At 72.2% G+C, this 20,095-nt stretch carries 12 protein-coding genes; 5 read left to right on the top strand and 7 right to left on the bottom strand.

Annotation, left to right across the window (positions count from 1 at the left end):
* Together IT371_09805 and IT371_09800 are read right to left on the bottom strand one after the other, a co-directional pair.
* On the bottom strand, nt 1-1,146 hold the full coding sequence (locus IT371_09805) for a cytochrome c3 family protein (GenBank protein ID MCC6747941.1): 1,146 nt from the start codon (nt 1,144-1,146) through the stop codon (nt 1-3).
* Nucleotides 1,147-1,195: 49 nt separating this feature from the next.
* Nucleotides 1,196-1,627 (bottom strand): hypothetical protein, encoded by a 432-nt coding sequence (locus tag IT371_09800; GenBank protein ID MCC6747940.1) that lies wholly within the window; start codon nt 1,625-1,627, stop codon nt 1,196-1,198.
* A 199-nt stretch (nt 1,628-1,826) separates the two neighbouring features.
* Here IT371_09800 and IT371_09795 point away from each other — a divergent pair, with 199 nt between their 5' ends.
* Together IT371_09795 and IT371_09790 are read left to right on the top strand one after the other, a co-directional pair.
* Nucleotides 1,827-2,801, top strand: a complete 975-nt coding sequence (locus IT371_09795; GenBank protein MCC6747939.1) for a M48 family metalloprotease — start codon at nt 1,827-1,829, stop codon at nt 2,799-2,801.
* The gene (locus tag IT371_09790; protein MCC6747938.1) at nt 2,798-3,301 is read left to right on the top strand and encodes a hypothetical protein; all 504 of its coding nucleotides are present in this window, start codon (nt 2,798-2,800) and stop codon (nt 3,299-3,301) included. The genes IT371_09795 and IT371_09790 overlap by 4 nt, the downstream gene beginning before the upstream one ends.
* Before the next feature lie 24 nt (nt 3,302-3,325).
* On the opposite strand, the gene IT371_09785 is transcribed toward IT371_09790, so the two are convergent.
* From IT371_09785 to IT371_09775, 3 genes are read right to left on the bottom strand one after another with little or no spacing between them, the layout of a single operon-like run.
* Nucleotides 3,326-3,994 carry a response regulator transcription factor gene (locus IT371_09785; protein ID MCC6747937.1) on the bottom strand — a complete coding sequence of 223 codons (669 nt, stop codon included), beginning with the start codon at nt 3,992-3,994 and terminating at the stop codon, nt 3,326-3,328.
* An 11-nt stretch (nt 3,995-4,005) separates the two neighbouring features.
* Nucleotides 4,006-6,333, bottom strand: a complete 2,328-nt coding sequence (locus tag IT371_09780; protein ID MCC6747936.1) for a HAMP domain-containing protein — start codon at nt 6,331-6,333, stop codon at nt 4,006-4,008.
* 26 nt (nt 6,334-6,359) lie between these two features.
* Nucleotides 6,360-6,968 carry a hypothetical protein gene (locus IT371_09775; GenBank protein MCC6747935.1) on the bottom strand — a complete coding sequence of 203 codons (609 nt, stop codon included), beginning with the start codon at nt 6,966-6,968 and terminating at the stop codon, nt 6,360-6,362.
* On the opposite strand from IT371_09775, the gene IT371_09770 reads away from it, so the two are divergent.
* The gene (locus IT371_09770) at nt 6,943-7,839 is read left to right on the top strand and encodes a sigma-54-dependent Fis family transcriptional regulator (protein ID MCC6747934.1); all 897 of its coding nucleotides are present in this window, start codon (nt 6,943-6,945) and stop codon (nt 7,837-7,839) included. The two genes, IT371_09775 and IT371_09770, sit on opposite strands and share 26 nt — an antisense overlap.
* A gap of 27 nt (nt 7,840-7,866) precedes the next feature.
* Here the strand turns inward: IT371_09770 and IT371_09765 are convergent, their stop codons facing one another.
* Nucleotides 7,867-8,625, bottom strand: a complete 759-nt coding sequence (locus IT371_09765) for a hypothetical protein (GenBank protein MCC6747933.1) — start codon at nt 8,623-8,625, stop codon at nt 7,867-7,869.
* Nucleotides 8,626-8,627: 2 nt separating this feature from the next.
* Nucleotides 8,628-10,085 carry a GMC family oxidoreductase gene (locus IT371_09760; GenBank protein MCC6747932.1) on the bottom strand — a complete coding sequence of 486 codons (1,458 nt, stop codon included), beginning with the start codon at nt 10,083-10,085 and terminating at the stop codon, nt 8,628-8,630.
* Between the two features lie 385 nt (nt 10,086-10,470).
* On the opposite strand from IT371_09760, the gene IT371_09755 reads away from it, so the two are divergent.
* A complete protein-coding gene (locus tag IT371_09755) occupies nt 10,471-11,049 on the top strand; it encodes a hypothetical protein (GenBank protein ID MCC6747931.1) in 579 nt (192 codons plus the stop codon).
* 118 nt (nt 11,050-11,167) lie between these two features.
* Nucleotides 11,168-20,053 (top strand): cyclic beta 1-2 glucan synthetase, encoded by an 8,886-nt coding sequence (locus IT371_09750; protein ID MCC6747930.1) that lies wholly within the window; start codon nt 11,168-11,170, stop codon nt 20,051-20,053.
* Nucleotides 20,054-20,095 lie beyond the last annotated feature (42 nt).

Genomic DNA, 20,095 nt, shown 5'->3' with positions numbered 1-20,095 from the left:
TCATCGACCACTGCGAACGCGCCAGAGGTGCAGGAGGATGTGCAGCACCAGGGCGCTCATGATCAGCGGGATCAGGATGCGATAGCCCCACTTCACGCCCCAGACGAGCGGCGCGCGGGCCAGGGTCGGCGGATAGTGCGAGAGCCAGGCCGCGGCGAAGGCGGGGGTGGCGGTCTTGTGACACCGACGACAGAGCACCACCACGCGCTCGCGCACCGCGCTCGCCGTCCCCTGGCGGTCGAAGCGCGCGATGTCGTGCGCCCCGTGGCAGTCGATGCAGGTGGCCATGGCCTGCGTGGGCGCGCCCGCGCCCCTGGCGTAGAGCGCCGTCGAGCGCCCATGAAAGTCGTCGAGGTAGGTGGTGGTCACCGCCGAGCTCAGGCGATAGCGCTTCATGCGCTTCTCGTCGCTGTGGCACTCGGCGCAGAGCAGGTGCGAGGTGAGGCGGAACTCGGCGCGTCGGGGATCCGCGATGGCATGGGCCCCGTGGCAGTCGGTGCAGACCGGCACGTCCTGCTGGGCCTGCAGGTTTCCCTCGCGGAGCGCGCGCCCGTGCACCGAGCGCCCGTAGGCCCGCGCGACCTTGGCGTGGCAGCCCGCGCACCGCTCGCTGATGGCCAGGCGCGGACGCCGGGGGTCCAGCGTGTCGTGGGCGCCGTGGCAGTCCACGCAGGAGGGAGCCTTGGCCGACCCCTTCTTCAGCTCGGCGTAGTGAATCCCGTCGAGAACGCGCGTGTAGTAGGCGTAGTGGCAGCGCTTGCACCCCTGCGACTGCGCCAGGCGATAGGCGCGGGCGCTCGCGTCCCGGCGCTGCGGATGCGGGTGCTCGCCGAGCTGGCGGTGGCAGTCGGTGCAGCCGAGCTTGCGGCTGTGCACCGAGCGGCCCCACGCGGCGACGTCAATGCCCGTAGAGATCTTGGACCCGTCGGGGAAGGAGACCTCCTCCCCCTCCCCTTCGTGGCACTCGAGGCACGGCTCCGTGACGCCCTTGCGGGCCGGCACGGTGGGCTTCTCGCGGACCACCGGCTCCGCGGGAGCCGCCGCGAGCGGACCCGCGGACAGCCCGAGGACGAGGACGGTGAGGCCGAAGCGCAGGCGACCGTTCGCCCGGCTGCGCGCGCGACGCTGGCGATCGATGTACCTCATGACGAGCTCCTCTTCAGCGTTGAAGACCCGCGCAAACCGAGGCACCGCTTCAGGTCGGGTCGCCCGGTTTCTGTTCGTCACGGCGCTGCGCGTCCACGCGGTCCGCGAGGTCCTCGAGCTCCTCGTCGGTGGCGCCCGTCGTGGGCTCCTTGTCCGGGTGGTCCAGGTACGAGGCCTGCGGCTGGAAGCCCGGGCGCACCAGGTAGGCGTGCTCGCGCGCCTCGTGCCGGACGAGAGAGGTGACCTTACGCACTGCGACCCAGGCAATGGCCCCGAACACGACGAACGGGAAGGCCATCACGAAGACCGCGCCGAAGAGCGGGCTGAGGGCCGCGAGCAGGAGGGTCGGGAGACGACGATACCGCGCCCCCGCCGGACCCTCGAGGGACTCGCCGTCGGCCCCCACGTGCTGCACGTCGAGGGGACGGAGGCTGAGATAGACGCCCTGCGGGACGCTCTGACCGACGTTGTGGACTCTCATGGTGGGCCCTCCTGCGGCTGCGGGGCGCCATTGCCCACGCATCTGTCCCCAGCATGATCGGGGGGCCCGAAGCCCACTATCGGTACGGCTGCCGAGCGGCCTCCGGAAAAGTACCTAGGCGGCGGCCTTTGATTGCGGGGCAGGCCTCTGGCACGATGGACCCGGTTCCTGCGGAGGCACGGCAACCCTGCCCGCCGCCTTGACTCTCCTGCTGCTCAACCTCCTGCACGGGACGATCGCGCTCGCGTGGGTCGTGGCGCTGCGCCGCTCGGGCGCTCCCCTCGCTCCGCGCACCGCGGCGGGGCTCCTCACGCTGGCCGTGGGCCTGCCCCCCGTCGTCCTTCTCGCGCAGCGCCTGTGGCCTGTCCCCGACCGCTGGGCCGTGATGCGCCTGGACCTCTGGCAAGAGCGGCTCGGCGTGGCCGGCTGGCCGCTCTTCGCCTCACTGCTCCTGCTCCTCGCCGGGACCTCCGCGATCTTCCTTTTGCAGGAGCTCCTGCCGGCGCTGCGTCGGCGGCGGGCTCTGGTCGGTCCCCGCGTCCTCGACTCGCGGCTCGAGGCCTCCGCCGAGCGCGTGTGGGGCGCCGTGCTCGCTCGAACGAAGCGCCCTCGCCGCGACCGCCCCCGCCCCGTCGTCCGCTGCCTCGAGGTGGCGCGCCCGCTGGCCGCGCTCTCCGGCTTCCTCCGGCCCGAGGTGCTGGTCTCTCGCGGCCTGCTCGCGCACCTCGACGACGAGGAGCTCGACGGCGTGGTGGCCCACGAGCTCGCGCATCTGCTCCACGGCGGGAATCTCTGGCCCCTCGTGCTCTGGCTGCTCCGGGTTCCGCAGGCCGCCAGCCCGGCCGCGCTGATCCTCTTCCGTCAGCTCATGGAGCTGCGCGAGGCGGCGTGCGACGCGACCGCCGCCGAGCTGACCCGACGACCCGCGGCGCTGGCCGCCGTGCTGCTCAAGCTCCAGGGCCGTCCTCCGCCGGAGGTGGGGAGCGGCTGGCTGGAGCGGGCCCGCGGAGAGGTGCTCCGTCGGGCAGGGGTGGCCGCGACGCGCGCGCGGGTCGAGCGCCTCCTCGAGCCACAGGCGCTGCCCGCACGCCTCGGGACCTTGCTTCCAGTCGCGGCCGTCCTTCTCGGCGCGCTGCTCTGGAGCGTCGGTCCCACGCGGATCCCCGCGCCATGAGCGCGCACCTCGGCCCGCTGCCCCGCGCCGTGCTGTGGACCCTGCTGCTCGGCGCCCTGCTCCTCGCGACGGACCGCCTGGTCCTCGGCCCGCGACCGCCACGGGGCTGGGTGGCGATCGCCCGCCTCGAGGCCCTGCCCGCCGAGGCGGGGCAACCGGTGGTGCCGCCGTATCTGCCCGAGACGCTCGTCTGGCCCCCGGGACAGATCTTCTATCGCACGTGGCCCACGCCGGGATGGTGGCTCGGCCTCGCCGAGCGGACGGGAGACCCACCGCAGCTCTGGCTCGGCACGGGGGAGGCGCCCCCGCCGGCTCCGCTCGCGCCGCTGGCCGCGTGCTGGCGCGAAGGGCGGAGCGGCCGCTGTCCCGCGGGCTGGCGCGCGCTCTCCACCGCCAGCGCGCGAGGTCTCACGCTCTACCTCGTCGGACGCCTCGAGCCGGTGGAGCTGACGCGCATCCTCGAGGGGCTGCGCACCGCACCAGGCCCCGCGGGGAGGTGAGCGAGAGGTCCCGGGGCGAGCTGCTCAGCGCAGCCGGAGCACGCCCAGCCGGATGGCGAACTGCACCAGCTTCGACCGATTGTGGATCTGCAGCTTGTCCATCAGGCTGGCGCGGTGGGCCATCACCGTCTTCACCGCCACGTCGAGCGCGGTGGCGATCTCCTTGTTGGCGTACCCCTCGGCCACGAGCGTGAGCACCTGACGCTCGCGCGGAGTGAGCAGGGCCAGCCGCTCCTCGTCCGAGAGACTCTCCGGCTCCTCGCGGCGCCCCGCCAGCAGGCCCCCCGCGATGGTGGGGTCGAGATAGGTGCCCCCCGCAATCACGGCCCGAATGGCCGCCAGGAGCTCCTCCCCCCGGGCGGACTTGAGGACGTACCCATTCGCCCCGGCCTCGAGGAGCCGTCGTGGATAGACCGCCTCCGCGTACTGCGAGAGCACCAGGATGCGCACCGGCACCCCGCGCCGCCGCAGCTCCATCGTGACCTCGAGGCCACCCATCCCCTCGAGCGTGAGGTCCAGCAGCACCAGATCGGGGCCCACCCGCACGACCAGCTCCAACGCCGCCTCGCCACTGGCCGCCTCACCGAGCACCTCGATCCGCGGATCGCTCTGCTCCTCGAGAAAGGCCCGCAGTCCCACGCGCAGGACGGTGTGGTCGTCCACCAGCACGATACGGACCGGTCCGGTCGTGATCCCGCTCGGCTTCACCGCGGCGTCGCGCTCTCTTTCTCGCCCGTCAGGGGAACCCGCACCCGCACGCTCGTCCCTTCACCGACCTGACTCACGAGCTCGAAGGTACCACCGAGGAGCCGGGCTCGCTCCCGGATCCCGAGCAGCCCGAGGCCCCGGCCATCGGGCGCAGGGTCTTCCCGCTCCAGCGCGCGCGGGTCGAAGCCATCCCCGTCGTCTTCGACCAGGACCTCCACGAAGCCCTCGCCGAAGAGCAGGCTGACGAAGGCGTGCTGGGCGTGCCCGTGCTGGACCGTGTTCTGCACCGCCTCCTGGGTGATGCGAAAGAGGAGCACCGCCGTCTGATAGGGGAGCTTGACCTCGTCCCCGTCGACGGAGAAGACGCAGCGCAGGCCGTGCTCGCGCTCCAGCCGCTCGAGGTGCCACTGCAGCGTGCCGGCCAGGCCCATCGTCTCGAGCAGCGTGAGGCGCAGGCCGAGCATGATGTTCCGCACGCCCGTCTGCACGCCGCGCAGGCGCTCCTCGAGGGCCTCGAGGGGGGCGCGGTGCTGCTCGTCCGCCTGGCGTCGCGCCAGGCGCTCCACCTCGAGGCACAGCGCGGCCAGGTCCTGCGCGATGGTGTCGTGGAGGTCACGCGCCACCCGCCGCCGCTCCTCTTCCTGGGCCCGGAGCACGCCGTCCAGGTACTGCTGTTGCTGGAGGCCGCGCGCCGCGTCCGCGTCCCGCAACAGGCGATGCGAGGCCGCCATCGCCACCTGGTCGAGGAGCGAGCGGAGCCAGCGCTCCTCCACGAGCGGGCCCTCCCCGGGGTCCGCGAGGACGAGCACGAGCTCGAGCTCCTGCGGCGTCGAGAGCCGCGCCACGGCCCCCCAGCGGAGCCCCGAGAGGCCGAGGGCTTCGCGCTCGCCGGCGTCGAGGATTCGCAGCGCCGCGGTGCCCGAGGAGGAGCTCCCGGCGAGGAGGCTCTCCGCACGCGCGAGCGCCTCCTCGGGCCTCTGCGCGGGCCAGGCCCGGGCGGCCACCCAGCTCCGCTCGCGATAGGCGACCCGCAGCGCGCCGGCGGCGAGGCCGAAGACCCGCAGGATGGACACGAGGCCTTGCTCGGCCAGGTCCTGCAGGCCGCGCCCGCCCATCAGCTGGGCCGCGATCTCCTCGAGCGCGTCCAGCTGCACCCGAGTGCGCTCGAACTCGTCGCGCAGGGCACGCTTGTGGTGCTCGGCGGCGGCCAGCGACTCGCGCATGCGGCCGTGCCAGAGCACCAGGGCCTGGGCCAGCTCCCCCACCTCGTCGTCGCCGAACCGCGGCAAGGCGGCCGGCTCGAGGCTCCCGCGCAGGCGCCGCACCGCGCGGGTCAAGCGGGTCAAGGGACGCACGAGCCCCCGCACCGAGAGCCCGGCGAAGAGCAGGAAGAGCGAGACGAAGGCCGCGCCCACGAGCATCAGGCGCCGCCGGAGAGTCACCGCGGGGCGCAGCGCGTCCGCCTCGGGCTGGTGCACCGCCACTCCCAGGGTGAGGGTCGGCAGCGGCGCAAAGGCGAGCACCTGCGTGTTCCGCTCGACGCGCGAGCCGGCCTCCTGGTGACAGCTGTGACAGCGGGAGCGCATCAGCCGACGCTCGCGCAGCGCCGCGGAGAGCACCTGCTTGTGGTCGCCGGTCTCGAAGAGCCGCGCCGGGTCGGTGCTGGCCACATGAATCCCTCGGTCGTCCACCAGATCGAGCCCGGTCGTGTCGCCGCTGGCGCCGGCCAGGACCTGGAGCAGGTTCGTGCTGGCCGGCTGCAGGAGCCCGCCGAGGAAGCCGCTCGGCCGCCCGCGGCGGTCCTTGATCGGCACCACGATCACGATCACCGCCGCGGAGGAGGCCGAGGACTGCACGAGGTGGCTATTTACCGCCCCTCCCCGCGCGCGGGCCCGCTGAACCAGCAGCGCCACGTCGGGCCCCGGCAAGGAGCGCTCGGCGGCCGCGGGGACGGCGGCGAGCAGGCCTCCTTTCGGGTCGAGCAGGAAGACTCCCTCGCCAAAGGTGGTGCCGAGATACTCCCTCTCGAGGGCGCGGCGCAGGGCCTCGCGGCGCAGCGGCTGCTCCTCGAGCAACGTGCCCACCTCGGCCGCCAGCCGTTCCAGGTCGCGCCGCAGGTGATCTTCGAGGAGCACCCCGATGGTCCGCGCGTGGTGCGCACGCTCGGTGAGCAGACGCTCGATCGAGTCCTCCACCATGCGGGAGGAGACCACGAACGCCGCTCCCACGATGCTCGCGCTGCCGAGCAGCAGGTACAGCGCGGCGCGGGAGTAGAGACTGCGGCGCCAGCGGGGACGGGCCCCGTCGTGGGGAAGAGAGCTCATCACGCCCTCCGACGATGCCCTGCACCCTACTCCCGCGGCGCGTTCACGTCGACGGCGCTGCGCGAAGGCCGCCTTCTGGCGCGACCGAGCGCGAGGGCGGAGAGACAGAGCGCGGCGAAGAACGCCCGCTCGGAGCTCGGCATCGACGGCGCCGCCGGCACGCTGCAGCCTCCCGAGCCGCCGCTGCCCGGGGCCGGGCTGCTCGCATCCACCGTCGCTGCGGCGCCCGCGTCCGGACTAACCGCGCCGCCGGAGTCGGGGCCGGTGGTGCTGCCTGCATCGGGCTTCGCGCTCGGTGGACCGAGCTGCGAGCTGATGTACTTGCTCGGGTCGTCGACCTTCGTGCCGACGGGCGGGAGGCGGAGCTCGACCCAGGTGTACGCCTCGGGCGAGGCGGAGGAGACGAGGACCAGCTCGGGGACCAGCCGGTCGTTGGCCGCCTTCTTGGGCTCCACCAGCGCGTAGAGGTTCGAGCCCTGGCCGTAGGGCGCCTGCACGCCCCACGTCGCGTTGACGAGCTCCCCATCGTTCTTCGGCGGCAGGTCCTCCTTCGGCACGCCGAAGGTGTTGAACTGGGCCGGGCGGTTCTCGAACGCGGCGAGCGCGCCGGTGCTGGTGGTCGGCGAGACGGGCACCGGCAAGGAGGTCGTGGCGCGCGCGATCCATCAGGAGGGACCGCGGTCGCATCAGCCGTTCGTCGCGGTCTCGTGCGGCGCCATCCCGCGCGAGCTCTCGGAGAGCGAGCTCTTCGGCCACGAGAAAGGGGCCTTCACCGGCGCCGTCAATCTGCGCCTCGGCTGCTTCGAGCGCGCGGACGGCGGCACGCTCTTCTTGGACGACGTGGACGACCTGCCGCTCGACATCCAGGTCAAGCTCCTGCGCGTGCTCCAGGAGGGGACGTTCACCCGCGTCGGAGGGGCGACCGAGGTCACGGTGGACGTGCGCGTGGTCGCCGTGACCAAGCTCCCTCTCACCACCGCCGAGCAGCGCCACAATCGCTTCCGAGACGACCTCTACTACCGCCTCGCGGGGCTCGAGATCCGGCTGCCGCCGCTGCGAGATCGCCTCGACGACGTGCTGCCCCTCGCCACGCACTTCCTGCAGGTGTGCGCCGCCAGCGAACACCGGACGCCGAAGCGGCTGACTCCTACCGCAGCGGAGCTCCTGATGCGGCACACCTGGCCGGGCAACGTGCGCGAGCTCCGACGGGCCATCGAGTCGGCCGTGGTTCTCAGCGCTCACGACGCCATCGAGCCGGAGGCCTTACCCTCCTACCTCCACGAAGGAGACCCGGAAGCCGAGCAGAGGCGCCTCTTCTCTCTGCACCTCGACCAGGCCGAGCGACTCGACTTCCAGGAGCTCGTCGCGGACTTCGAGGAGGAGCTCCTCTCCTGGGCGCTGCGTCGAGCGGCCGGCAATCGGGTGCGCGCCGCCGAGCTCCTCGGCCTGGCCCGCACGACGTTTCAGAGCCGCCTGGCCAAGCGGCAGGGAACCCCACCGCGCTGAACCTCGGCGTCGGTCCCGCGTCCGTCCTCAGTCCAGATTCCCGTCCTTCGTGAGCTCCTTCGACAATGCCTTGCGGAAGCTGAAGTCCGGGTCCTGCATGTAGCCCGGGTTCGCGCCGGGGTAGCCGAGGTGCGCGGCGGCGCCGGCCGAGCTCAGGTAGCCGAGCTTCACGAGCTGCACGGCGAACTCGAGCAGGTCCATCGAGGCCAGGGCGCGCTCGAGGGCCTGCTCGCGCTCCCCCGGGGTGAGCTGCGCGAAGACGCGGCCCCCGGGGAGCGCGCGGGCCGCGCCATCGAGAGTCAGCGTGAGGAGCGGCAGAAAGGCCAGCGCCGGTAGCTCCGGGTCGAAGAAGAGCGCGGGAGCTCCCACGTCGATCGCGCCGAGGGCATTCTTCGGGTCCCGGTGCTTGCCCGGGATCACCGTGTCGCAGAAGGCGGCGATGGTGCGGCCTTCGATCGTGTCGGGCGCGCCGCCCAAGGTGGGCAGGTCGAAGGGAGGCGCGGCATCGGGGCGCGCGTCCTTGCCGGGGGGCGGCCCACCGTCGGGAACGCCGCCGTCGGGGGCGGCCGGGCCGGGGCTCGAGCTGCAGCGCGGCAGGCCGAAGGTGGCGGCCGCGAGCGCGGCGAGCTGCACGAAGGCGCGGCGGTGGAGGGCCGCAGACCTGGCGGCGGGGCTCGCGTCCGAGCTCGCGGCGGGGCTCGCGGCGGGGCTCGCGTCCGAGCTCGCGGCAGCTTGCGCCGCGTCGCCAGGTAGAGTCTCGATCGTCGGGTCTCGTTCCTCGTGCATGCTCATCCCTTGGCGATGATGCGCGCCGCTGTGCGCTCGGCGATGGCGGAGATGGTCAGCGCCGGATTCACGCCGATGGCGCAGGGCACCGCGCTCGCGTCGCAGACGTAGAGCCGCTCGTGGCCGAAGACCTGGCCGTCGGCGTCGAGCACCCCGTCGGCCGCGCTCTCGGCCATGCGGCAGGCGGCGAGCAGGTGCGCGGAGGTGGTGCCCGCGAACTTGCGCGGCGTGGCGGGGAGCAGCGCCACCCCCGTCTTCTGGCCCACCTCGAGGACGATGCGTTCGAGCCGGTCGAGGTAGGCGTCGTTCGCCGACCTGTCCCCCTCCACGAGCTGCGGCGTCCCCTTCGCGTCCACGCTGATGGTGTGAAAGCCCGGGGCGAGGCCGAGCGCGGAGAAGGCGATCACCCGGTGCGGGAAGACCTGCTCGACGAAGCGCTTGTACTCCATCCCCCAGGCGCGGCGCGGCAGGACGGGGTGCTTGTCGGCGGCGAAGCTCGCGGCGAAGAGGGAGGGCTCGAGGCCCGCCCCCGGGTGGAGCGTGAAGCCGTCGGACTCGAACCAGTGGAAGGACATCACGGCCCCGTTGTCCTGCCCCTTGTAACAGAGGTAGCTCGAGAGGTCGTCGAACTCGGGGGGCAAGATACCGACGAAGGCGTGCTCGCCGTTGTTGCTGAAGTGCCGGCCAAGGTGCGCGCTGAGCTTGGTCAGATACTTCGCGGAGCGGAGCAGGAGCGCGGGAGTATGAATCCCGCCGCCGGCCACGATCACGCGCCGCGCGAGGAGCTCCTGCCCCTGCCCTCCCTGCCGATAGACCACCTTGTAGCCGTCGCTCCCCGCGGGCTCCAGGTGGTCCACCTCGGCCTCGGCGCGAAAGACGGCCCCCGCCCGCTCGGCCCCGGGGATGTAGTTGTGGAGCAGCGTCATCTTCTTGCCGAAGGTGCAGCCTTGGGCGCAGAAGCCGCAGCCCAGGCAATCGGTGTAGTTCAGGCGCGCGCGGTCGCAGCTCGCACCGGCGAGGTCGAGCATCTTGGCGAAGAGGCCCCCGGCCTTCGGGATCTCGTCCCAGACGAACTGGCGCACGAGGAGCATCTCCTCGGCCTTCGCGTAGTAGGGGTCCAGGCTCTCGCGCGAGAGCGCCGCGGGCCAGTAGGGGCGGCCCGCCTCGTCCTTCGCGCGGAAGGAGTGGCGCGGCATGCGAAAGTGCGCCCCGTCCATCGGAATCGAGGCCCCGCCGACCATCTTGCCCGTGCGGAAGGCCAGGTTTCCCGCCGAGACCACGAGGTCCACGATGCCGTTGATGTACTTCGGCTCGTCGGACTGGCGGAAGGTGGCGAGCGACCTCCGCGGTCCGCGCTCGAGGACCACGACCCTCATCCCCGCCTGCGCCAGACGACACGCGGGGATGCTGCCGCCGTAGCCCGAACCCACAACGGCGACATCTACGGTCTCGGTGGCCATGCGTCTCTCCGCCTGCGGCGCGAGGCGCTACGCTAGCCGCGCCAGCCAGCGCTTGGCAAGCGCACGGACAGCGCGCGGACGCGCACGGTGATCACGGACCGTCGGTCAAGGATGCCCGGGGGAGGGTGACACTGGCCAGGGAGGGGTGGGGAAGCGCGAGCGCCGGTGGGCGCACGCGGAGCACGGGGGTGGATCGGTGCGGCGGGGAGGGGGTGCTTGTTTGCTTCTTTTCTTGTGTGTGTGCAACCACAGACATCCTTGACGCTAAACCAGCACTCTGCTAGTATTAGCCTTATTCATGCTGGCACGCAAACGCAAATCCTCCTCGGGTGATGGCAGGTATTCGGGCACACGTTCGCCGGCGGGTTCTGCGAAGCAGCTCCCGTTGCCACTGCGGGAGGCGACGGGCTGGGGCGGGAAGCGCACGGGTGCGGGAAGGAAGAAGCAGCCGGGGAGCGGATTGCCGCATCGGGCGCGACCGCTCCTCGCGAGCCGGTTTCCGGTGCACATCACGATGAAGGTCGTGGAGGGGCTACCGAATCTGCGCGCGAAGCCGCAGCTCCGGGTGATCGAGGGCGCATTTCGGGCGGCGCTTGGCCGCCACGGGCTCAATCTCGCCCACTACTCGATCCAGAAGAACCACCTGCACCTCATCACGGAGGCCAAGGACCGGGACGTCCTGATGAAGGGGCTCCGGGGGCTGGCGATTCGCCTCGCCCGGCGACTCAACGACCGCCTCGGGCGGCACGGGCGGGTCTTCGCCGACCGCTACCACCAGCGCATCTTGCGCACGCCGAGCGAGACGAAGCACGCCCTCAGCTACGTGCTCCAGAACCGACGGAAGCACTGCGCGCCGGTGCCGCCCTCGGGAGAGCCCACGGTCGGCGAGCCACGGACCTGGCTCCTGCACACGGGGTGGAAGCTGCGAGGGAAGCTGCGTACGGACGAAGTCCCAGGACGCTGAGCTTCGAGAGGACCCCGCGCGCGCGTGTGCCCGCCGCCGGCGAAGTGGGGCCGCCTCGAGGCGCATGACCGATCATCGTGGCTCACACCGGACCCGCGCGCAGCACGGTCGGCGGCGAATGATTCGTGGCGTTTTCCCCCCTCGCGCGGTAGAGAGGGCGCATGGTGCACGGGGCGGAGTTGCGGCGGGAAACCAGCGGCCAGGACGGTTCGCTCTGAGGCGCGCGGTCCGCAGGTCGGTCGCGTCGGGCAAGACGCCCAAGCCGCTCACCTCCGTGGAGCTCACCCGCTGGGCCGAGGCGCTCTACAGCGCCAGCGCCTCCGAGCCTCCCTTGCGCGGGGCGATCCTCACCATCGAGCAGCTCGAGCTGCACGCCAGGACGCTGGCCGCCACCCACCGCGTGGCGCCTCGCCGAGGCAGCGGGCGCCTCCTGAAGCGGCTCACCGACTCGGAGCAGGTGATCCTCCAGTGTCACGCGCTCATGTCGGAGGCCCACGCGGGGGGGCGCCGCCTGACGCCGGCCGCCGAATGGCTGCTCGACAACCACTATCTGATCGAGGAGCAGATCCACCTGGCGCGCAAGCACTGCCCCCCGGGCTACAGCCGCCAGCTCCCGCGCCTGGCGGGGGGCGAGTCGCCCGGGTTGCCCCGCGTCTACGACCTGATCCAGGAGCTCATCTCCCACGTCGACGGTCGCGTTGACGACGACGCACTATCTCGCTATTTAGCAGCATACCAGTCGGTGACGCACCTGACGCTGGGCGAGCTCTGGTCGGTGCCGATCATGCTGCGCCTGGCGCTGGTCGAGAACCTGCGACGCGTCGCGCAGAGCGTGAGCTGGCAGCGCGCGCACCGCGATAGCGCGCTGGCGTGGGCCCAGCGGATCAACTCACCGGGCGAGGGGCACGAGAGCGCCCTGCTCGTGCTGGCGGACATGGTGCGCGAGGACCCTCCCTTCTCGACGGCCTTCGTCGCGCAGTTCACGCAGGCGCTGCAGGGCGGCGGCGGGGCACCCACCGGCTTCGTCACGGCCTGGCTCGAGCACCGCCTGGCCGAGCGGGGCCAGACCATCGAGGAGGTCGTGCGCTGCGAGAGCCGCAGTCAGGCCGCGGACCAGGCGTCGATGGCGAACAGTATTGCTAGCCTGCGCTTCGTGAACGCCACCGAGTGGCACACCTTCGTCGAAGCGCAGAGCGCGACCGAGCAGATCCTGCGGGGCGAGCCATCCGGGGTGTACGGCGCGATGGACTTCGCGACCCGCGACAGCTACCGGCACGTCGTCGAGGCCCTCGCACGGCGGCGCCGCATCGACGAGGAGGAGGTGGCCCGCACCGCGGTGGCGCTGGCCGCCGAGGCGCACGCCCGGGACAGCGACGGCGTCGGGGCGCACGTGGGGTATCTCCTCGTGGACGAGGGGAGGCCGCAGCTCGAACGGGCTCTCCGCGACGAGGTGCGCCCGCGCCTCCTACGACCGCGGCTGGTGCGCAACCTGAAGCTCCTGGCCTACCTCGGCCCCGTCGCGCTTTTCACCGCCGCGGCTTTCGCGTGGGTCGTGCACCGCTCCGCGACCGCCGCGCTGTCCGCGAGAGTGGCTCTGGCGCTCGCCGCCGCGGTGGCCGCCTCGCAGTGCGCAATCGCTCTCGTGAACTGGGTGGCCTCGGTCACCTGGCGGCCTCGCGGTCTGCCCCGCCTGGACTTCGAACACGGCATCCCCGACGCGTGCCGCACGCTGGTGATCGTCCCCACGCTGTTGACCCGGCCGGAGCGCATCGCCGAGCTCATCGAAGGACTCGAGCTGCGGTACCTCGCCAACCGCGACCCGAACCTCTGGTTCGGCCTCCTCACCGACTTCGGCGACGCCAAGACCGAGCACCTCCCGGGCGACGAGGAGCTGCTCGAGCGCGCCTCGGGCGACATCCGCGGGCTGAACGACCGCTACGGCGGCGCCGCACCGGGACGCTTCTTCCTCTTTCACCGCCCCCGCCTCTTCAACCAGCAAGAAGGGTGCTGGATGGGCCGGGAGCGGAAGCGGGGCAAGCTCGAGGACCTGAACGCCCTCCTCTGTGGGGAGGACCGGCAGTGCTTCAGTCGCATCGTGGGGGACGCCTCGGAGCTCGACTCCGTCCGCTACGTCATCACGCTCGACACCGATACGAACCTGCCGTGGGGGGCCGGGTGGCGCCTCGTGGGCGCCGCCGCGCATCCTCTGCATCGCCCGCGGCTCGACCTCGCGAAGCGACGCCTCCTCCGCGGCTACGCCATCCTTCAGCCCCGCGTGGCCAGCTCGCTGCAAAGCTCCCAGCAGAGCCACTACGCGCGGCTCCTCGCCGGCGAGGTGGGCCTCGACCCCTACACGCGCGTGGTCTCCGACCTCTACCAGGACCTCTTCGGGGAGGCCTCCTTCATCGGCAAGGGGATCTACGACGTGGGGGCCTTTCGCCGGCTGCTCGACGGGCGCTTCCCCGACAACACGGTGCTGAGCCACGACCTGCTCGAGTCCTGCTATGCCCGAACCGGGCAGTGCAGCGACGTGGAGCTGCTCGAAGACTCTCCCTCGCGCTACCTGACGGACGTGAGCCGTCGCCACCGCTGGATGCGCGGCGACTGGCAGATCGCCCCCTGGCTGGGCACCCGCACCAGCGACGCCGCGGGACAGCGCCTGAGGCCGTGGCTCGCGGCGCTCGGCTGGTGGAAGATCTTCGACAACCTGCGTCGCGCCTTTCTCGCGCCGGCCTACGTGCTCTTGTTCCTGCTCGGCTGGCTCGTGCTCCCCGCGCCCGTCTCCTGGACGCTCGGGGTCCTGGCCCTGCTCCTCGGCCCCGAGCTCCTTCCGGGGCTGGCCGAGCTGACCCAGCGCCCGGCGAAGCTCCCCTGGCGCTTGCACCTCGCGACCGTGGCCCGCTCCACCGCGCGCCGCCTGAGCAAGATGACGCTCTGGGTGGCCTTTCTCCCCTTCGAGGCCGTGGTCGCCCTGGACGCGGCGCTGCGCTCGCTCTGGCGCATGTTCTTCAGCCACAAACGCCTGCTCGAGTGGCAGACCGCCGCCGCCGCCGAGAGCGGAGCGGCGTCGCGCTTCGGCCCGGTGCTGCAGCGGATGTGGGTCGCACCGGCCGTGGCAATCGCCACCGCGGCCTTCCTGGCCACGAGGGCCCCTGCGAAAGCGGGCGTCTCCGCGAGTCTGGTCCTCGTGCTCTGGCTCCTCTCCCCCCTCATCGCATGGTGGGTCAGCCGGCCGGTGCGACCCCCCTCGAGCCGGCTCGCCGCCGAGGAGGTGGGCTTTCTGCGGCAGGTGGCCCGACTCACCTGGCGCTACTTCGAGGTCTTCGTCGGCCCTCGCGACAACTGGCTCCCCCCGGACAACGTCCAGGAGCTCCCCGGGCTGCGCGTGGCGCATCGCACCAGCCCCACCGACCTGGGCCTCTCGCTGCTCTCCAACCTGGCGGCGCACGACCTCGGGTACCTGAGCGGCGGGCAGCTCCTCGACCGCACCGCCCGCTCCATCGAATCGATGGAGACGCTCGAGCGTCACCGGGGGCACTTCTTCAACTGGTACGAGACGGAGACGCGCAAGCCCCTCGCCCCGCTCTACGTCTCCTCCGTCGACAGCGGCAACCTCGTGGGGCACGTGCGCGTGCTGCGCAGCGGGCTCCTCGAGCTCGCGACGGCCCCGGCGTTGCCCGCAAGGGCGCTCGACGGCCTGCGCGACACGTTCGGGGTCCTGACCGCGCAGCTCGGCGGGCGCGACGAGCCGCAAGCGCGCTGCGACCCCGAGGCGTTCGCGACCTGCTCGCGGCTCCTCGAGACGCGCGCGCACGGACTCTCCGCCACGCGGAGCTGGCTGGAAGTGCTGAGCGCGGCCTCCGCGCGCCTCGCCGAGTCGTGCGATCGGCAGCGCCACCCCGAGGCCTCCTGGTGGGCCAGCGCCTTCGATCGGCACGCGCGGGCCTTTCTGGCCGACCTGACCGAGCTGGCCCCCTGGCTCGCGCTCCCCCCCGACCCGCGCGACGCGGATACGGCGCGGTGTCTCGCGGAGCTCGACGGCGCCGCCACCCTCGAAGCGCTCGGCCGCCTCGCGCAACAGGCGGCCGAAACGCTGGGGGCTGATGGCGCGCTGGGGTCCGTCCGTCCCGAGAATCCACGTGCCGCGCTGCTCGAGGCCCTGCGCCTCGGCGCCGAGGCTGTCTTCGCGCGCCTGCAGCAACTCGAGACGCTCGGGCAACGCTGCCTGGGCCTGGCCGACGCGGAGTTCTCGTTCCTCTTCGATCGGCAGCGCAAGCTCTTGGCCATCGGCTACTGGGTCACCGAGCGCCGGCTGGACAAGAGCTTCTACGATCTCTTGGCGTCGGAGGCCCGCCTCGCGAGCTACCTGGCCATCGCCTCGGGCGAGCTCCCCTTCGAACACTGGTTCGCCCTAGGCCGCCGCCTGACCACCGCGCGCGGGAAGCAGGCGCTGCTGAGCTGGAGCGGCTCGATGTTCGAGTACCTGATGCCGCTCCTCGTGATGCCCGCCTACGAGGGGACGCTCCTGCACGAGACCTGCGCCGCGGCGGTGGCCCACCAGATCGCCTACGGCCGCCAGCGCGGCGTGCCCTGGGGCGTCTCCGAGTCCTGCTTCGGCCTGACCGACGTCGAGGGGACCTACCAGTACCGCGCCTTTGGCGTCCCCGGCCTCGGCCTGCAGCGCGGGCTCGGCGACGACCTCGTCATCTCGCCGTACGCCTCGACCCTGGCGCTCCTCGTGGACCCCGAGCGGGCCTGCGCCAACCTGCGCCGCTTGTCGGACGAGGCGTGCGTGGGAGCGTACGGCTTCTACGAGGCGGTAGACTTCACGCCCACGCGCGTGCCCGAGGGGCAAAGGAGCACGCTCGTCCGCTCCTACATGGTCCACCACCACGGCATGAGCTTGCTCGCGCTCGGCCAGGCGGTGCTGGGCCCCGAGATGCAGCGTCGCTTCCTGAGCAACCCGGAGCTGCGGGCGGCTACGCTCCTCCTGCAGGAGCGCATCCCCAAGGTCCACGCGCTGATCCACCCGCACGCCCGCGAGGCGCAGGTGTCGCGGCGCGTGGTCCGCAGAGGCCCGGAGACGGTGAACCGCGTGCTCACAAACCCGAACACCCCCATCCCCGAGGTGCAGCTCCTCTCGAACGGTCGCTACCACGTGATGGTCTCGGCCGCCGGCGCCGGCTACAGCCGCTGGAACGACCTGGCCGTGACGCGCTGGCGCGAGGACCCCACCTCGGAGACCTTCGGCGTCTTCTGCTTCGTCGGCGACCGGGCGACGCACCGGAGCTGGTCCAGCGCCTATCAGCCGCTGCTCCACGCCGGCCGACACTACGAGGCGATCTTCACGCCGGGGCGGGCCGAGTTCCGCCGCCAGGACGATCAGATCGAGACGCACACCGAGATCGCGGTCTCCGCCGAGGACGACCTCGAAATCCGCCGCCTCCGTCTGACCAACCGCTCGGCGTCCCCGCGCGCGCTCCAGGTCACCGCCTACGCGGAGGTCGTGCTCGCTCCGGGCGTGGCCGACGAGCTTCACCGCGCCTTCAGCAACCTGTTCGTGCACGCGGAGCTCGTCCCCGAGCACGGCGCCCTCCTGATGACGCGGCGCCCGCGCTCCGCCGAGGAGCGCCCGCCCTGGATGTTCTGCATGCTCCAGGCGCGCTCCGCCGACGCGGGCCCGTGCAGCTACGAGCTGGAACGCGTGCGCGCCATCGGTCGTGGCCGGAGCCTTCGTCGACCCGCCTTTCTCGACGACTTCGGCCCGCTCTCCGGACAAGCCGGGGCGCTGCTCGACCCGTGCGTCGCCGCCCGTCGCGCCGTGGAGCTCGCGGTGGACGGCAAGGTCCAGCTCGACCTGGTGATCGGCGCGGCCGCGACGCGCGAGGCGGCCCTGGCGCTCGTCCTGAAGTACCAGGACCACCGCATGGCGGACCGGGTCTTCGAAGCCGCGGGAACGCACAGCCGCGCCGCGCTCGGGCACCTCGGAGCCAGCGAACGTGAGGCTCTGCAGTACGCCCAGCTCGCCTCGGCCGTGATCTTCCCGGTGGGCGCCTACCGGGCCCCCGGCAGCATTCTCCTGCGCAACAGGAAGGGCCAATCGGGGCTCTGGGGCCACACGATCTCCGGCGACCTCCCGATCGTGCTGCTCCGCGTGAGCGACGCGGAGAACCTCCACCTCGTGCGCACGCTCCTCGGGGCGCACGCCTACTGGCGCACGCGCGGCCTGCTCACCGACCTCGTGATCTGGAACGAGGACGCCTCCGGCTACCGGCGGGTGCTGAACGATCAGATCATGGGACTCATCGCCTCGGGGACCGAGGCCCAGCTCGTGGACCGCCCGGGCGGCGTCTTCGTCCGGCACCTCGACACCTTCCCCGAGGAGGACCGCGTGCTTCTGCAGGCCGTGGCCCGCATCGTGATTCGCGACGGCGAAGGACCGCTCGAACAGCAGCTCGAGCGCTGGAGGGAGGCGTCTCTCACGTCGCGCCCCCCGATGCTGGCCCTCGCGCGCCCCGCCCCGTCGCCTCCGCCGGCCGAGCCCTCGGGGTCCGTGCGGCGGGACCTGATCTTCTCGAACGGCACGGGCGGCTTCACGCAGGACGGGCGCGAGTACATCGTGGACCTCCCGCCCGGCCGGCAGACCCCCGCCCCCTGGGTCAACGTCATCGCCAATGCGCAGCTCGGCACGGTGGTCAGCGAGAGCGGCAGCGCCTACACCTGGTACGGCAACTCGCAGCTCTACCGCCTCACCCCCTGGAGCAACGACGCGGTCAGCGACCCGAGCGGCGAGGCGATCTACCTCCGCGACGACGAGGGGGGGCAGACCTTCAGTCCCACGCCCGGACCAAGGCCCGGCGAGGGCCCGTACGCCTGCCGTCACGGCTTCGGCTACAGCGTCTTCGAGCACCAGCACGACGGGCTGCAGACCGAGCTGACGACCTACGTGGCCATCGAGGCGCCGGTGAAGTTCTGGGCGCTCAAGATCCGGAACCTGAGCGGCCGCAGCCGGAGCGTCAGCGTCTTCGCCGCGGTGGACCTCGTCCTCGGGGACCTGCGTTCGCGGCAGGCCATGCACGTCATCACCGAGCTCGATCCGCTCACGGGCGCCATCCTGGCGCGCAACAGCTACAGCAGCGACTTCCCCGAGACCGTCGCCTTCTTCGACTGCAGCGAGACGGTCCGCAGCGTGAGCGGCGACCGCGCCGAGTTCTTGGGACGCAACGGCGATCCGTCGAGCCCGGCCGCGCTGCGGCTGCGGCGGCTGAGCGGGCGACTCGGCCCGGGGCTCGACCCGTGCGCCGCGATGCAGACGCGGCTCGAGCTCCCCGAGGGGGCCGAGCGCGAGGTCGTCTTCATCCTGGGCGCCGCGCCGAGCGCCGCCGAGGCCGTCGCGCTGGTCCAGCGCCACCGCGGCAGGCGCGTCGCGCGCGTGGCGCTCGAGGAGGTCTGGCGCTACTGGAACGACAAGCTCGGCGTGCTGCACGCTGAGACCCCCGACGCCGCGGTCAACGTGCTCTTGAACGGGTGGCTCCCCTACCAGGTGCTCTCCTGCCGCATGTGGGGCCGGAGCGGCTTCTATCAGTCCGGCGGGGCCTACGGCTTTCGCGACCAGCTCCAGGACTGCGTGGCCCTGCTCCATCAGACGCCCGAGCTCTCGCGGGAACACCTTTTGCGTTCGGCGGCCCGGCAGTTCGTCGAGGGAGACGTGCACCACTGGTGGCACCCACCGAAGGGGCGCGGCGTCCGCACGAGCTGTTCGGACGACTACCTGTGGCTCCCCTACGCCGTCTGCCGCTACGTGGCCTTCACCGGCGACACGGGGGTGCTCGACGAGCAGGTGCCCTTCCTCGCGGGCCGACAGCTCACCGACGGGGAGGAGAGCTACTACGATCTGCCGAGCCGCTCCGATCAGAGCGGGACGCTCTACGAGCATTGCGCGCGAGCGCTCCTCAACGGCCTGCGCGTGGGGGCGCACGGCCTGCCCCTGATGGGGAGCGGCGACTGGAACGACGGCATGAACCGGGTGGGCCACCGGGGCAAGGGGGAGAGCGTCTGGCTCGGCTTCTTCCTGCACCACGTGCTCTCGCAGTTCGCGACGCTAGCGGCAGCGCGGGGGGACGAGCCCTTCGCGCGGCGCTGCGGGGAAGCGGCCGGCGCGCTCGAGGCCGCGCTCGAGACGCACGCCTGGGATGGGGAGTGGTACCGGCGGGCCTACTTCGACGATGGGGAACCTCTCGGCTCGGCGGGGAGCGCGGAGTGCCGCATCGACGCGCTGCCGCAGGCCTGGGCCACCATCGCGGAGGTGGGCGCGCCCGGGCGCCGCCGGCTGGCCCTCGACGCGGTCTGGTCCGAGCTCGTGTGCCAGGAGCCGCCGCTCGTGAAGCTCTTCGCGCCCCCCTTCGAACGCTCCGCCCAGGAGCCGGGCTACATCAAGGGCTATCCGGCGGGCGTGCGCGAGAACGGCGGGCAGTACACGCACGGGGCCGTGTGGGCCGCTCTCGCCTTCGCGCTCGCCGGACGGAGCGAGCAAGCCGCGGCTCTCGTCTCGCTCCTGAACCCGATCAACCACGCGCTCGACCCCGCGGGAGTCGACCGCTACAAGGTCGAGCCCTACGTGCTCGCCGCTGACGTCTACAGCCATCCGGCGTGGGCCGGTCGCGGCGGCTGGACCTGGTACACCGGCTCGGCCGCCTGGTTCTATCGCCTGCTCCATGAGGTCATCCTGGGCCTCGAGCGGCGGGTCGACCGGCTGCACGTCCAGCCGCGGGTCCCGGCGGCGTGGACGAGCTTCAAGGTGCACTACCGCTACTACGCGACCTTCTACCACCTGCTCTTCACGCAGGACCCGCTGCACGCCGGTCCGCCGACCCTGACGCTCGACGGCGCGACGCTCGCGGGGAACGTGCTCCCGCTCGCCGACGACCGCCGGGACCACACCGTCGAGGTGCGCTTCGGCCCTTCCGCCGCCGAGGGCCCCCCTGCTACGGTACGCGCCAGTTGAGCGCGTGACCGGGCTTCGTCTCGAACGCGGAGGGTGACGCCG

The sequence above is a fragment of the Deltaproteobacteria bacterium genome (assembly GCA_020848905.1).
In the GTDB taxonomy this organism is placed as follows: domain Bacteria; phylum Myxococcota_A; class Polyangia.
The sequence above is the reverse complement of the archived record's forward strand: the minus strand, read 5'-3'. Positions and strand labels throughout refer to the sequence as shown.

Excerpts from the sequence above, each read along its gene's own strand:
- IT371_09805 (MCC6747941.1), bottom strand. The coding sequence starts at position 1,146 with ATGAGGTACATCGATCGCCAGCGTCGCGCGCGCAGCCGGGCGAACGGT.
- IT371_09800 (MCC6747940.1), bottom strand. The coding sequence starts at position 1,627 with ATGAGAGTCCACAACGTCGGTCAGAGCGTCCCGCAGGGCGTCTATCTC.
- IT371_09790 (MCC6747938.1), top strand. The coding sequence starts at position 2,798 with ATGAGCGCGCACCTCGGCCCGCTGCCCCGCGCCGTGCTGTGGACCCTG.
- IT371_09780 (MCC6747936.1), bottom strand. The coding sequence starts at position 6,333 with ATGAGCTCTCTTCCCCACGACGGGGCCCGTCCCCGCTGGCGCCGCAGT.
- IT371_09765 (MCC6747933.1), bottom strand. The coding sequence starts at position 8,625 with ATGCACGAGGAACGAGACCCGACGATCGAGACTCTACCTGGCGACGCG.
- IT371_09760 (MCC6747932.1), bottom strand. The coding sequence starts at position 10,085 with ATGGCCACCGAGACCGTAGATGTCGCCGTTGTGGGTTCGGGCTACGGC.
- IT371_09750 (MCC6747930.1), top strand. The coding sequence starts at position 11,168 with ATGATTCGTGGCGTTTTCCCCCCTCGCGCGGTAGAGAGGGCGCATGGT.